Raw genomic sequence first — 14,168 nt, 5'->3', positions numbered from 1 at the left:
TGGGTGTCGCCAACAGCTGGCCGGTCAGCGCGAATGGTAGAAATCGTAGACCTGCTGCGCGACCCCGGCCGAAACGCCCGGCGCCTGTTGCAGGTCCTGCAAACTCGCATTGCGGACCGCACGGCCGGTGCCGAAGTGCATCAGCAGCGCTTTCTTGCGCGCCGGGCCGATGCCGGGCACTTCGTCAAGCGGGCTGGCGCCGATCGCCTTGCTGCGCTTGTCGCGGTGGACGCCGATCGCGAAGCGGTGGACCTCGTCGCGCAGGCGCTGGAGGTAGAACAGCACCGGCGCGTTGACCGGCAGCTGGAATTCGCGGCCGTCGAGCATGTGGAACACCTCGCGCCCGTCGCGGCCATGTTGCGGGCCCTTGGCGATTCCGACGAGGCACACGTCCTCGACGCCGATCTCCTCGAGTGCGGCCTTGACCGTGTTCAACTGTCCCTTGCCGCCGTCGATCAGCACCAGGTCGGGCCATTCGCCCGAATCGCGATCGGGGTCCTCGGCCTGCGCCCGCGAGAAGCGCCGCATGAACACCTCGCGCATCATGCCGAAATCGTCGCCGGGGACCGTCTCCTTGTTCTTGATGTTGAACTTTCGATACTGGCCCTTGCGGAAGCCCTCGGGTCCCGCGACGACCATCGCGCCGGTCGCGGCGGTGCCCTGGATATGGCTGTTGTCGTAGATCTCGATGCGCTGCGGCGGCTCGGCGAGATCGAACAGGTCGGCGACCTCGCGCAACAGCTTGGCCTGCGTCGTCGACTCGGCCTGGCGGCGTTCGATCGCCTCGATCGCGTTGCGCTTTGCCTGATCCATCAGGCGACGGCGGTCACCGCGCTGCGGCACCTGGAGCGCGACCTTGTACCCGGCGCGCTCGCCGAGCGCCTCGACGAGCAGCGCGCCCTCGGGAAGGTCGCGGTCGAGCAGGATCTGCTTTGGCGGCGGCACGTCTTCGTAGAACTGGCCGAGGAAGCTGGTGAGCACCTCGTCCTCGGGGACGTCGTTGGTATGCTGCGGGAAGAAGCTGCGATGGCCCCAATTCTGGCCGCCGCGGATGAAGAATGCCTGGATGCCGATGAGGCCGTCCTTGCACGCCATCGCAAAGATGTCGGCATCACCGACGCCCTCGGCGTTGATCGCTTGCGTGCCCTGGATGAAGGTGAGCGCGCGGAGGCGGTCGCGCAGCAGTGCGGCGAGTTCGAAGTCCATATTCTCGGCGGCCGCCTGCATCTGCGCGCCAAGCTTGGCCTGCACGCCGGTCGACTTGCCCGCGAGGAAGCTCTTCGCGTCGTCGACCAGCTCCTTGTACGCCCCCTCCTCGATTCGGCCGACACACGGCGCGGAGCAGCGCTTGATCTGGTAGAGCAGGCACGGCCGGTCGCGCGTCTTGAAGAAACTGTCGGTGCAGGATCGCAACAGGAACAGCTTCTGGAGCGCGTTGAGCGTGTTGTTGACCGACCCGGCGCTGGCGAACGGCCCGTAGTAATTGCCCTTCGCACGCCGCGCGCCGCGGTGTTTCTGGACGCGTGGAAAGTCGTGATCGTCGCGCAGCAGGATGAACGGGAAGCTCTTATCGTCGCGCAGCAGCACGTTGTACGCGGGGCGGTAGCGCTTGATGAGCTGCGATTCGAGCAGCAGCGCCTCGGCCTCGTTGTTGGTCGTGACGATCGTCATCGACCGGGTCTGCGACACCATCCGCTGGAGGCGTTTCGTCAGCCGCTCGACCTGGCAGTAATTGGCGACTCGGTTCCTGAGCGCGCGCGCCTTGCCAACATAGAGCACGTCGCCGCGCGCATCCTGCATCCGGTAGACGCCGGGGCGGATCGGCAGCGTGTCGAGCACGTTCCGGATCGCCGCCACCCCCGCCGCCAGATCGGGCGCCTCCCCGCCACCGCGGACGGCAAAGGTGGATTTGTCTTCGTTGAAACGATCGGGGGAATTGGGGGAGGACATCGCCGAGGAATCTAGGGTGTGCGAGGGGCTTATGCCAGCGATCGTCTGTGTCTCGGGTACAAGTGATTTTCACGCGAAGGCGCAAAGGCGCGAAGAGAAGGAGTTCGGTTCACGCGGAGGCGTGGAGCCGCGAAGAGAAGATTATCGCGGCAGCGCTCGCCCTAAACTGCCGAAGGCTCACATCCACTCGTGGCTGCTCTGTACATCAACCCGAGACGCAACACCTCCGCGTCTCCGCGTCTCCGCGTGAACCCACCTTCTCTTCGCGCCTTTGCGCCTTCGCGTGAATCAGCCCTCTTCATGCCCTGCGGGCCAAGCGAGAGGATCAGGTTTGTGCGAACACCTTGGTGCCGACGATGCCGACTACGGTCAACGCCATGAAGCCGGCCTGCACGCCGCTGACCTTGTCGCCGAACAGGAGTACGCCGCCGATGATGACGCCGATCGCGCCCGCGCCGGTCCAGATCGCATAGGCGGTACCCGCGGGAAGGCCGCGCATCGCCAGCGCGAGCAGGCCCATGTTGACGAAGCTGAGCACGATCGGGACGCTCGACGCCTGCCACGTGGCGATCGTGGCCGCCCATTTCAGGCTGAGCGCCCAGCAGATTTCGGTGACGACGGCGACTGCGAGGATGAGCCAGGACATGAGTGTTCTCCAACGGGCTCAGATTGGAGACTCGGCCGCCGGAAACCCGGGAAGAGACGGCCGTCTTTGAGAAACGGAAAAAGCGCCAGGCGAACTACCGTTCCCCCGCGGAGGCGGGGGTCCAGGGTTGCAGGCGCTGTCCTATGAGATTCTGGCCCCCCGCCTTCGCGGGGGAACGGCAGCGCCAGTCGCGCTGCCTCCACTTAGTTCAGGCGGCCCAGTCCCGCGATCGAGCGGTCGACCATTGCGCGGTCGGCGGCGGCGTCGTGGTGCTCGGCGATGAGGATGCCGGCAGCCTTCGCCGCAGCATCGGCAGCCCGTGCGCGGACTTCGGCGATCGCGGCACGTTCGGCGGCCGCGATCTTGTCCTCAGCCATCTTAACGCGACGAGCCATCAGATCCTCGGCACCGGCCTTTGCCTTGGCGATGATCGCTGAAGCCTCGTGATGCGCATGCGCCTTCATGGCTTCGGCCTCGACATGCGCGGTCTTGGCCTTGGCCTCGTATTCGGTGCGGATCGCCTCGGCTTCGGCACGGAGCGCCTTGGCTTCGTCGAGCTGCGTGCGGATGCCGGCAATGCGCGTATCGAGCATCTTGCCGATCATCCCTGGAACCTTCTTCCAGATCATCAGCAGGATCACGACGATCATCGCCACCGCGACCCAGCCGGTCGAGGTCAGGCCGAGCGCGGTCGGATCGGCGACGTGCTCGACGCCACCGGGGGCGGTCGTGTGACCCTGGATACCCTGGTTGTCGATCGCACCCTCGGGCGCCATGCCCTCCTCGTGGATCACCTTTGCGGCGGAATCGGGATTAGCCATGAGCCGTGGTCCTGCGTACCGCATCGCTCGCCGCATCCAGGCTGACCTGGAGGCCGGCGACCTTGGCGGCCAATTGCTGTGCTGCTTCGGCGGCGACACCCTGAAGGTTCGAGAGCGCCTCGGCCTTCGCGTTCGCTACCGCCAGGTCGTTATGGCCCAGACGCTCGGCGAGTTCGACGTCGGCCGCATGGACCTGCTGCTCGAACGCCGCGGCGGCACGCTTCGCAGCGGCAGCCGTCTCGGCCTGCGCCGCGACACGCGCCGCGTCCATTTCAGCCTGCCAGTTCGCCTGGACCGTATCGGCCTGCGCACGGGCAGCGACCGCCGCCGCCAGATCGCCCGCGATCTTGCCTTCGCGCGAGTCCACATTGGACACGATCTTTGGCACCATTCCCTTGCCGATCCCGAAATACAGGATGCCGAAGGTAAGGAGCAGCCAGAAGATCTGCGAGGCGTAGGTAGCGGCTATCTGGGCAATCTGTGGCATTGGTCTGTCCTGCGTTAATCCGGCCGGGCGCGGTTGCCCGGCCAAATCACCGAGTGGTTAGGCGACGAACACCAGGATGATCATGGTGACGAAGGCGAGCAGGCCGAGAAGCTCGGCTGCTGCGAAACCGATGAACAGACGGCCCTGCTGGCTGTCGGCTGCGCCCGGGTTACGGAGAGCGCCGGCGAGGAACTGGGCGAACACGTTGCCCACGCCGAGTGCGGCGAGGCCCATGCCGATCGCTGCGAGGCCGGCACCGATCATCTTTGCTGCTTGTGCGTCCATGATAAATTCCCTTTGAAATCAGTTAGGTAATGGAAAACTTAGTGAAGATTGACGGCGTCGTTCAGATAGACCGACGTCAGCAACGCGAAGACATAGGCCTGGATCGCGGCGACCAGCAGCTCGAGCAGCGTGATGCCAATCATCAGCAGCATGCTCGGCGCGCTCACCAGCCCGATATACATCCCGCCCAGGTTCAGGCCGTTGATCACGAACGCGGCGAGAACCTTGAGCAGGATGTGCCCTGCGGTCATCGCTACGAACAGTCGCAGACCGAGCGAGAACGGACGCACCAGGAACGACATCAGCTCGACCACGAAGATCAGCGGGATCATCAGCACGGGCGTGCCGCTCGGCACGAACAGCGAGAAGAAGTGGAAGCCGTGCTTGCCGAAACCGACGAGCAGCACGATCGCGAAGCTGATCAGCGCCAGCACGCCGGTGACGGTCATGTGGCTGGTCACGGTGAACGGGTGAACGCCGGGGACGATGCCGAACGGCAGCAGGCCGATGATGTTCGCGAACAGGATGAACATGAACAGCGAGAAGACATAAGGCACGAAACGCTTGCCGCCGGGGCCGACATTCTGCTCGAGCATGCCCGAGATGAAGCCGGTGAAGCCTTCGACCGCCATCTGCCATCGACCGGGGACGAGCTCGCGCTTCATCCCGCCGATCATGAACGCCCACAATGCGACCAGCGTCACCACCATCCACAATGCGGAGTTGGTGAACGACAGGTCATAGCCCCCTACGATCCAGTGCGAGCCGAACGCCGGCTCGATCAGGAACTGGTGCATCGGATCGATCTTGCCGCCCTGTTCTGCCGCCACGTGGAATCCCTGCCGTCTTGATACGACAAACGCCCGGTTACTCCGGGCGTTCGCCTGAAATTCGAATGATCTGCCTGAACGCGACCGCTATCCCGAGGAACAGCAACACGATCAGCCCCCAAGGGCCAGTACCGAACCAGTGGTCAATCAACCAGCCGATCAGCGCACTGCCGACGAGACTCCCGATCAGAGCGGAAATGACGCGATTGCCTTGCGAGTATCCCCGCTCGGCATCCGCCCCCTTCTGCCCCTTTGCCAGCGCTTCCCGAGCCTTGACCTCTCTCAATCGCTCATCGAGCGCGGAAAGTCGCGGATCGTCAACACCCTGGGGGTCCTGTCCGGGTTCGATCTCCGCCACGCAAGTCCCTCCTCCAGATACGACACCGGGGAGAAATACGCAGCGACGAGCGATCCCGCCAAGGCGCGGTCCGTTTAGAAAAGGGGGGGGTGCAAGTCAACCGGTGTGAATTGCGTGTCATGATGTGGGCACCGGGCGATCCTCCCCCGCCAGGGGGAGGTGGCGCCAGAGGCGTCGGAGGGGGAGGACACGGAACCGCTGTTCTCCTTTCCTCCCCCGCCGTCATGCTGCGCCTGCCACCTCCCCCTTGCGGGGGAGGATTGCCCGAATTCAAACGCAGCGCGAATCGCGCTCGGGCGCGCTGGCGGTGCGGGTCTTCCAGACCCCGTTCGGCGTCTTGTATTTTTCGCCCGGGTTCGTCGCCGCGATCAGGTTGCAGCCGCTGGTGAACGCCAGCTGCTCGACCGTCGCGCCACTCGCCTGCGCCTTTTGCGTGTACGCCGACTTGCGCTGGATATTGATGTTGTTGACCAGCGCGCGCAGGTCTCCGCTCGCCGCACCGACAAGGCCGAGATACCCGTCGGGCTGCTCGCCGATCTCTCCGCCCGCGCGCGCCGCGGCATAGGCCGGATCGCGCTGCGCCGACGCCGCCACCGAAAGGCCGCCGAGAACCGCGGCTGCGGCAATCATGGCAATGACCTTCTTCATATCAAAATATCCCCGGATTCTGCTGGATCAACGATTTCGCCTCGCCATCGAGACGATAGACCACTTCCTGCGTGACGTTGATGTTGAGGTTGATCTCGATCGGCTTGTCGGGCGCCGACACGCTGATGCAGCCCGGCAGGGCGGCGGCGGTCGTGACCAGAAAAGCGATCGTCCTCATCACCTGCAAGATCGGCCTTTGCTCCAGCTTCTTCAATCCTGTTTCGGTCATGGCACGATACTGCTTTCCAGGGGCTGAATGAGGGAAGGTTTGGGCGGTGATGAAGGCGGGAGAGGCGCCGACTGCTGTTGGATCAGCGCGGGCAGGTTGCGCTCGATCAGCCGCTTCGGGTCGTAGAAGCTCTGCGCGGTATCGAGCAGCCCGCGGAACGGCGCCTTGATCCGGATATTGAACACGAACGGCAGTTTCTGGAGGCGGCGGACGATGAAGTTCGCCTTTGCCCCCTCGCCCTGGCTGATCCCGGCGAAGCGCACGTCGGTGACCATCTCGCCGGCGAGCGGCCCGTTCATGCCGACCCGCAACGACTGATAGCGCAGCGACTTCAGCGCTTGGAACGCGATGTTCGCCCAGATACCGAGATCCTTCTGGCTGAGATCGCCGACATAGGCGAGCGTCCCTCCACCCGGCCGCACGCGCAGATCGCCGCCCTCGATCCGGCCGCCGCTCTGGTCGAAGATCATCGGCAGGACTCCGTCGAAGATCCCGGTCGCGTCGAGATTCTTGAAATCGAACTGCTGGAGGAACTGGTCGGCCGCCATGTTGGCGATGTGGAACGTCATCCGCCGCTCCTTCGGCGCGGAGAAATCGAGCAGGGTCGGATCGAGCGTCAGCGATCCGCCGGCGAACGGCCAGGAGCCGCCCTCGACCTGCACGCGCGCGCCCGGCAGCGTCTGGTAGCGGACCGTGCCGTCGGTGACCGGGATGCCGGGGTTCAGCGTGCGGATCGTCGCCACCTGCCCCGGCGCGCTCTGGAGATTGAGCAGGTCGGTGAAGCGGATCTCGGTGGCGATCCCGGTCACCGGGCCGAACGCCGCGGCGAGATCGGTGCCGGCGGTGCGGAACACGCCGGTGCTCGTCACGCCGGCCGCGTTCCAGGCGATATGCCCCTCGCCGCTGACCGAGCCATTGACGTCGGCGATCACGCCGAAGGTCAGCGGGGTCAGTGCGTCGGGTTGCAGTCTGTCCTTGGCGAACGCGATCGCGGGCACGTTCAGGTCAGCCTTGCCCGCCCCCGTCCCGAGCGCGTGATTTAGCGTGACGTCGGCGACCTTGGTGCTGGTGGTCGGCTCGAACAGCGTGCCCGCGGCGGTGATCGTGCCGTTCACGAGCGCGAGCGTCACGGTACGCGCGGCGAGCGGCTTGAACCGCGGCGTCGGCGCGGCATCGGAAACGCCCATCGTGCCGGTGAGGTTCAGCGCACCGCCGACGAGCGTCCACTCCCCCGCAGCCGCGCCGAGCAGCAGCGGCACGTTGGCGATCTGGCCCGAGCCTCCGGTAAACGCGCCGGCGACGCCCTGCCCCGTCATGCGGCCCGTAATGGTGCCGAAATCGAGTCGCGTGACCCGCTCGGGCGCGCCGATTCGCGTCTGCACGCCGTCGATCGCAAAGCCGCGATCTGCCAGTCGGACGGTCGCGCCAGAGGTCGCGAGCGTGATCGGGGTGGTGCCCAGCCGCCCCTTGAGCATCGCCGCGGCGATCTTCGCGCCACCGCCGACCCGCGCGCCATCGACCTGGACCAGTGCGCCGCCGACGGGGCACAAGGTCAGTCGCGACGGATCGAGTACCAGTCCGGATATCGCGAGGCGCTGGACGGCAAGCGGGGCGCAGCCGGTGTTGACGACCAACCGACCACGACCATTCCACAAAGCCGCCACCGGCATCGACAGGCCGTCCACACGGCCGTTCGCGATCGGCCCGTCTAGCGTCGCCTGCGTGGCAATCGAGGTGGCGCCGCCGGGCGTCGCGCTGAACGTCACCGGGGTCAGCGCCAGCCGGGCGCCGCCCGCCGCATAAGGGGCGATTCGCGCCACGCCGCGGACCGCCGCGCCGGGCTTCGCCTGCGCGAGCGACACGCGCGCCTCGGGCAGGCCGCCGCCTTGCAGCGCCAGGTTTGTGTCGAGCCGCACGCCGCCATTCGGCCAACCGAACGCAACGCCCCTTCCGCCGCCGAGCGCCACGCGCGCACCGCTGGCCGAGGCGAGCGCGAGGCGGGACAGCACCGCCCTGCCGCGTCCGCCGTCGATCCGCACCGACACGTCGCCATCGGCTGCGAAACCGCGCCCGGCGCGCACGATGGCCTGCGTCATGGCGACCGCGAGCGGTGCCACCGGCGTTCCCGCCGCCGCGCTGGCAAGGCCGCCCACGCCCGCACGCCGCGCCTGCGTCACGGCCGCACCGCTCGCCCGCACGCGTCCGTCGAATGCGATCTGCTTGCCGATCCGGTATGCGCCCGCAATCGAAACACGCCGTGCCCGGCCTTCCGCAGTCCGCACGGTATCGGCGGCGATATCCGCCTTGCCGCTGGTCGCCGCTGCGGTGCCGGTAAAGTCGAGCGTGCCCCCTGCCCCCGCCAGCGCGATACCCGGCGTACGGGCCGCGCCGGTCTTCAGCGTCGCCTTGCCCTGCCAGCGGTCGAGCGCCGCCGAGAGCCCGACGTCCATATCCGCGACGAGGTGATCGATCCGCGTCGCTCCGCAGGCGAGTCGCGATATGCGAATCGGCCCGGTGATCGTCGGTTTCGCCGCGTCGATCCGCAGTTTCACCGTCGCCGCCATCCGGTCGATCGCGCAGCCAGCAACGTCGAGCCGCTCGCTGATCGCCGCCAATGTACCGCGAAAACCGTCATCAAGCTTGCCCGATCCGGCGAGCTTCAGCCCGACGACACCCTGCGGCGTCTCCAGCCGCATCCGCCCATCGGCGATCGCCACCTCGAGCGCAGGCAGCGAGAACGGCTTGCCCGTCGATGCCGGGAGCAGTTTGTCGATCGCGCCGAGCGAAACCTTGCCGTCGATCAGCCGGCCACGCAGCCGAACTTTCCCCGCGCGCACGCCCTCCAGATACGGCCCCGACAGCCCGACCCCGGTCCGTGTCTCGACCCAGTCCGCCACCAGGTCGGGATGCGCGGGATCGCCCAGCACGACGTTGGTGAGCCGCTGGCCGCCCAGCGCCAGGTCCGCGATCTCGTACCGCGCAGGCACGCCGGCTTTCGCGAGTTCGCGATCGATAAAGCCCTCGGCGATCGGTTTGCGGACCAGCCACAACGCGATCAGCGCAGCCAGCAAAACCAGCGCGATGACGAGAATTACGCGCCGGACGCGCGGACGGCGAGGTTGGGGTCCGGGGTCGGCCCCCGTCTCGCTCGTCTCGCTCACTCACTCACTCCGCCGCTCGTCGGGGCCTTGCATAGGCGGGAGCGGGGGCGTCATGCAATTGCGCGCGGATGTGCTAGCCTCACGATATGGCCGATGCAGACGACGACGCCACAGTCTTGGGGAACGATCTGAAAGGCCATCGCGGCCGGCTGCGCAAACGCCTGTTCGAAGGCGGCAGCGACGCGTTGCTCGATCACGAACTGGTCGAATACCTGCTCGCGATCGCCATTCCCCGCGGGGATACCAAGGCGCTCGCCAAGGCGCTGATGCGCGAATTCGGTGGGATCGGCGGGGTGCTCACCGCGGATGCCGAGGCGCTCGGCCGGGTGAAGGGCATGGGCGAAATCTCGACCGCGGCGATCAAGATCGCGCATGCGGCCGCGATTCGTCTGCTTCAGTCCCACGTCAGCGAACGACCGGTTCTCGCCAATTGGCAGGCGTTGCTCGATTATCTCCGCGCCGACATGGCACACCACGCGATCGAGCGGTTTCGCGTGCTGCACCTCAATACGAAGAACATGCTGATCCGCGACGAGGTGATGAGCAAGGGCTCGATCGACCAGGCCGCGGTCTATGTCCGCGAGGTCATCCGCCGCGCGATCGACCTCGGATCGGCCTCGATCATCCTCGTCCACAACCACCCGAGCGGAGACCCCTCCCCCAGCCGCGCGGACATCGAGATCACGCGGACCATCGCCGAGGCCGGCAAACGGCTGGGTATCACCGTGCACGACCATATCGTGATGGGCACCGGCGGCCATGTCAGCTTGCGCGCGCAAGGCTTGATCTAGGACGCGTCGGTTCGTCTTGCTGCAGACCGGCACGATCCCTGCGCTCGCGACGCGAAAAAGGCCGCCGGGGTATCCCGACGGCCTCTTGCCCATTCCACGAGATCGCGGTGGATCAGCCCTGCGACAGGAAGCTGGTCAGTTCCGGCTTGGTCAGCGACTTGCTCTTGTCGGTATCGGCCTGCGCGAAGGCCGCGGCGACCCATTTCTTCGTCTCGGGCGCATCCGGCTTGGTGCTCGGGTCGGTCTTGGTCTTCAGGGCTACCATCCATGCGCTGAATTCGCTCGTGCTGAGCTTGCCGTCGCCATTCTTGTCATAGGTCGGGAATTCGGTGTCGACGACCTGCGCGACCTGATCGCTGCTCGCAGGCTGCGTCGCCTGTGCGGTCTGTGCGGTCTGGCTTGGCGCAGACTGAGCTGGTGGCGTCTGGCCCGGCGCGGTTTGGGTGGGCGACATCGAAGGATCGGTTGCGCCCGGTGTAGCCCCCGGCGCAGTCTGCGGCGATGTCATCGTGGATTGCGCGAGCGCTGGCGCAGCAATCGTCATCGCGCCTGCGAGCAGAGCATATTTGAGCATTGCCATTCTCCATCGGCTAATCGAAATCGTTACTGGACGATCGCCGCAGCAGCCACGAGGATACTAGGCGAATACTGCAGCACACCAACCGTCGAAGGCGGATATAGGCCGAACGCATTGCAGTTTGTACCCCCGTCGATGGCCTGCTAGGCGCTCCGCAGGCGTCTCCCGAGGGGAGCGCGCGACGAGCCGTGCCATTCACCAGCCCCGAGGAAACCCATGGTCCCCCGCTATTCCCGCCCCGACATGGTCGCGATCTGGACGCCCGAAGCGCGTTTTCAAATCTGGTTCGAGATCGAGGCGCACGCCACCGACGCGCTCGCCGAACTGGGCGTAGTGCCGAAGGAAGCCGCCGCCGCGATCTGGGAAAAGGGTGCGTTCGAGGTCGACCGGATCGACGAGATCGAGCGCGAGACCAAGCACGACGTCATCGCCTTCCTGACCAACGTCGCCGAGCATGTCGGTCCCGAAGCCCGCTTCATGCACCAGGGCATGACCTCGTCCGACGTGCTCGACACGTGCCTCGCGGTGCAGCTGGCCAAGGCGAGCGACATCCTGATCGCCGATCTCGACGCGCTGCTGGTCGTGCTTGAACGCCGTGCGCGCGAACACAAGATGACGCCGACGATCGGCCGCAGCCACGGCATCCATGCGGAGCCGGTGACGTTCGGGCTGAAGCTGGCGCAGGCGCATGCCGAGTTCGCACGCAACCGGGCGCGGCTGGTGGCGGCGCGCGAGGACGTCGCGACCTGTGCGATCTCGGGCGCGGTCGGCACGTTCGCCAACATCGATCCGTTCGTCGAAGAGTATGTCGCGGGCAAGCTCGGCCTGTCGGTCGAACCCGTCTCGACTCAGGTCATCCCACGCGACCGCCACGCGATGTTCTTCGCGACGCTCGGCGTGATCGCCAGCTCGATCGAGCGGCTCGCGACCGAAGTGCGCCATTTGCAGCGGACCGAAGTGCTCGAAGCGGAGGAATTCTTCTCGCCCGGCCAGAAGGGCTCGTCGGCCATGCCGCACAAGCGGAACCCGGTGCTGACCGAGAACCTCACCGGCCTCGCGCGGATGGTGCGCGGCTATGTCACGCCCGCGATGGAGAATGTCGCGCTGTGGCATGAGCGCGACATCTCGCACTCGTCGGTCGAGCGCTATATCGGGCCGGACGCGACGATCACGCTCGACTTCGCGCTCGCGCGGCTGACCGGCGTGATGGACAAGCTGGTCGTGTACCCCGAGCGGATGTTGAAGAACCTCAACAAGATGGGCGGGCTCGTCCATTCGCAGCGCGTGCTGCTCGCACTGACGCAGGCCGGCGTGAGCCGCGAGGACGCGTATCGCCTCGTCCAGCGCAACGCGATGAAGGTGTGGGATTCGGACGGTGCGCTGTCGCTGCTCGAACTGCTTAAGGCAGATCCGGACGTGACGCTCAGCGATGCAGAGCTCGAGGACAAGTTCGACCTCGGCTATCATCTGAAGCATGTCGACACGATCTTCGCACGGGTGTTCGGCGCGGCCTAATCCCACCGGAACACTAGGCAAGTGCACGCAACGCAATTGCGATTGTATGTTACAAAATTGCGACAGGGCGCAACTATAGCCATATCGCCCTTGCCGGATATTTTTCCGGTATCGGAGACCTACCCATGCGCATGTTCGAAACCGTGACCAGCACCATGCTGGCGATCGCGGCTCAAGCGCTGGTGGTCGGGGTGGTCATCACCGCCTTCTGATCCATCGGCCCGCCCGCCCCCTTCATTGGGGGCGCGGCTAGGCCGTCGGAGTACCTCAGGACCTACCGATATCTGGTGGTTTTTCCTGAAAATTGGTTTCCCTGCCCTATCATTTGTCGGCATGATAAAACTAAATCATGCTGGATGAACATGTTAGGTGTCTGGCATCATTAATGCAGTGACACGGGCATGGCACAGTTTGGTGTCATGCTCTGTGAAAGGCATTCAATGTTCCAGTCTCTCTCGTTCCGCCCTGCCGCTCTGCTGGTGGCGAGCCTCGGCGCAGTCGGTGGCGCCGCCGCACCCGCCTTCGCAACCGGCGACAAGCCGATCTCCGTCACCCTGCCTGCCAGCGTCTTCAAGGACGATACCAGCCGCGTCTGCATGCCGCGCACCATTCTCGGTCGCAAGGCGGACAAGACGCTGCCCGAGACGATCTGCGAGACCCGCTCCGAGTGGAACGCACGCGGCGTGCTCATTCGTACCAAGTGAGTGCGGTCCGAACTGTAGGCAAGCCACCGGTCGGTTTGTGATCCTCCCTCGCAAGGGAGAGGTTTCGCCGAAGGTAACAGAGGGGGAGGGCACCGAGCAGAGGTTATTTCCAACCTCCCCCTCCGTCTGACGAGAGCCAGCCACTTCCCCCTTGCGGGGGAGGACCGATGAGTCGACGAGGTTAGTCGCATTGAACCGATCGCGGGCTAACCAACCCGCTAGCGCGTCCGCGGATAGCGTGCCGCGAATTCCTCGTCCGACATCATCAGATAGCGAATCATGTCGATCAGCGCCCACGGTGCGCTGATGATCAGGCCGATCACGGTGATGCTGAGCACCAGCATGACGATGCCGGAGCCGGTACGGCCGAGATAGAAACGGTGGATGCCGAGCGTGCCGATCACGAACGCCATGACCGCGGCGACGTATTTGTTGCGGTCGTTGGCCGGCGCGGCGACGGGGGCAGGCGGGACCGCGCGACGCGGGCCCGGCGCGGTCGGCATCGGGAATACGCTCAATGCACGATCGTTGGCTGCTTCGAAATCGACTTCAATGCCGATCGCCGGTTCGCCGCGATGCGCCCAGTCCTCCGGCGCGAACCGATAGCGTTGTCCGTCTTGCCCTGCGACGATCCCTTCGCCGGTGCGTGGGTCGACGCCTAAAACCTGTCCGCGCATGTCATTCCTCGATGGTCGCTATTCATTCTGGCGGAAGCCGCGGCGCATTCAAGCGCGAATTCACCCCGAGATCAGGCCGCAATGGCAAGCCAGTGCCTGTCATCGTCGTTGTCAGCCGCCGTCGGCCGTACTCTCCGCGAGCGGATCGCCCGCTGACGGGCTTTTGCTGCCGGGTGTCGGCCGAACGCCCTGAGATAACGCCCCATGACGCCGCGGATGCGAAGACTGGAGACCGTGGCCGCGAGCGCCATGACGATATCGAGATAGACCGACACTTCGAAGGTGGTGATCCAGATCGCAACATCGGGCGCGGCCAGCGTGAGCAATCGAATGCCGTCCCCTTCGCCGACCAGCGTCACCATCCCGGCTGCCATCATCAAGAAGAACATCACGGCAGCGTCGCCGCGGGTAAAACGCGACAACCGCGCAGCCGGCCGCTCGATGGCCATGCGGCGCATCGCTTTGCCGATCGGTGTCTGGGGGGCAGCC

Annotated in this window: 16 protein-coding genes; 3 read left to right on the top strand and 13 right to left on the bottom strand. The window is 65.7% G+C overall.

All coding sequences use genetic code 11. The annotated features are described in order from the left end of the window. Positions 1-24: 24 nt before the first annotated feature. From uvrC to EQZ23_RS15465, 10 genes are all read right to left on the bottom strand, one after another. Positions 25-1,950, bottom strand: coding sequence for an excinuclease ABC subunit UvrC (gene uvrC, locus EQZ23_RS15510; RefSeq protein ID WP_128455305.1), 1,926 nt, complete (start codon positions 1,948-1,950; stop codon positions 25-27). Between the two features lie 325 nt (positions 1,951-2,275). Further along, complete coding sequence (locus EQZ23_RS15505; RefSeq protein WP_128455304.1) at positions 2,276-2,596, bottom strand: SMR family transporter; 321 nt, start codon at positions 2,594-2,596, stop codon at positions 2,276-2,278. Positions 2,597-2,799: 203 nt separating this feature from the next. Then, entirely contained in the window at positions 2,800-3,417 is a 618-nt protein-coding gene (locus tag EQZ23_RS15500) for a hypothetical protein (protein WP_240663607.1), read from the bottom strand. After that, on the bottom strand, positions 3,410-3,904 hold the full coding sequence (locus EQZ23_RS15495) for an ATPase (protein WP_128455302.1): 495 nt from the start codon (positions 3,902-3,904) through the stop codon (positions 3,410-3,412). Before EQZ23_RS15495 ends, EQZ23_RS15500 begins: the two co-directional genes overlap by 8 nt. A gap of 57 nt (positions 3,905-3,961) precedes the next feature. After that, positions 3,962-4,189 carry a F0F1 ATP synthase subunit C gene (locus tag EQZ23_RS15490; protein WP_055873230.1) on the bottom strand — a complete coding sequence of 76 codons (228 nt, stop codon included), beginning with the start codon at positions 4,187-4,189 and terminating at the stop codon, positions 3,962-3,964. 38 nt (positions 4,190-4,227) lie between these two features. Then, positions 4,228-4,986 carry a F0F1 ATP synthase subunit A gene (locus EQZ23_RS15485; protein WP_107962158.1) on the bottom strand — a complete coding sequence of 253 codons (759 nt, stop codon included), beginning with the start codon at positions 4,984-4,986 and terminating at the stop codon, positions 4,228-4,230. Positions 4,987-5,056: 70 nt separating this feature from the next. Next, positions 5,057-5,377, bottom strand: coding sequence for an AtpZ/AtpI family protein (locus EQZ23_RS15480; protein ID WP_128455301.1), 321 nt, complete (start codon positions 5,375-5,377; stop codon positions 5,057-5,059). A 270-nt stretch (positions 5,378-5,647) separates the two neighbouring features. Beyond that, entirely contained in the window at positions 5,648-6,025 is a 378-nt protein-coding gene (locus EQZ23_RS15475; protein WP_128455300.1) for a YdbL family protein, read from the bottom strand. Position 6,026: 1 nt separating this feature from the next. After that, entirely contained in the window at positions 6,027-6,203 is a 177-nt protein-coding gene (locus tag EQZ23_RS15470; RefSeq protein ID WP_128455299.1) for a YnbE family lipoprotein, read from the bottom strand. 47 nt (positions 6,204-6,250) lie between these two features. Further along, entirely contained in the window at positions 6,251-9,415 is a 3,165-nt protein-coding gene (locus EQZ23_RS15465; protein ID WP_240663606.1) for a YdbH domain-containing protein, read from the bottom strand. A gap of 86 nt (positions 9,416-9,501) precedes the next feature. On the opposite strand from EQZ23_RS15465, the gene radC reads away from it, so the two are divergent. Beyond that, complete coding sequence (gene radC, locus EQZ23_RS15460) at positions 9,502-10,206, top strand: DNA repair protein RadC (RefSeq protein WP_128455298.1); 705 nt, start codon at positions 9,502-9,504, stop codon at positions 10,204-10,206. A gap of 112 nt (positions 10,207-10,318) precedes the next feature. On the opposite strand, the gene EQZ23_RS15455 is transcribed toward radC, so the two are convergent. Next, positions 10,319-10,780, bottom strand: a complete 462-nt coding sequence (locus EQZ23_RS15455) for an EF-hand domain-containing protein (RefSeq protein WP_128455297.1) — start codon at positions 10,778-10,780, stop codon at positions 10,319-10,321. Between the two features lie 219 nt (positions 10,781-10,999). On the opposite strand from EQZ23_RS15455, the gene purB reads away from it, so the two are divergent. Next, the gene (purB, locus tag EQZ23_RS15450; RefSeq protein WP_128455296.1) at positions 11,000-12,298 is read left to right on the top strand and encodes an adenylosuccinate lyase; all 1,299 of its coding nucleotides are present in this window, start codon (positions 11,000-11,002) and stop codon (positions 12,296-12,298) included. A gap of 440 nt (positions 12,299-12,738) precedes the next feature. Next, complete coding sequence (locus EQZ23_RS15445; RefSeq protein ID WP_128455295.1) at positions 12,739-13,002, top strand: hypothetical protein; 264 nt, start codon at positions 12,739-12,741, stop codon at positions 13,000-13,002. 218 nt (positions 13,003-13,220) lie between these two features. On the opposite strand, the gene EQZ23_RS15440 is transcribed toward EQZ23_RS15445, so the two are convergent. Then, positions 13,221-13,679, bottom strand: coding sequence for a TM2 domain-containing protein (locus EQZ23_RS15440; RefSeq protein ID WP_128455294.1), 459 nt, complete (start codon positions 13,677-13,679; stop codon positions 13,221-13,223). Between the two features lie 71 nt (positions 13,680-13,750). Further along, positions 13,751-14,137: a hypothetical protein gene (locus EQZ23_RS15435; protein ID WP_128455293.1), complete on the bottom strand. Its 387-nt coding sequence runs from the start codon at positions 14,135-14,137 to the stop codon at positions 13,751-13,753. Positions 14,138-14,168 lie beyond the last annotated feature (31 nt).

Origin of the sequence: Sphingomonas sp. UV9 (assembly GCF_004101245.1) — a bacterium.
In the GTDB taxonomy this organism is placed as follows: domain Bacteria; phylum Pseudomonadota; class Alphaproteobacteria; order Sphingomonadales; family Sphingomonadaceae; genus Sphingomonas.
This window is presented reverse-complemented; position numbering and strand designations above follow the sequence as displayed.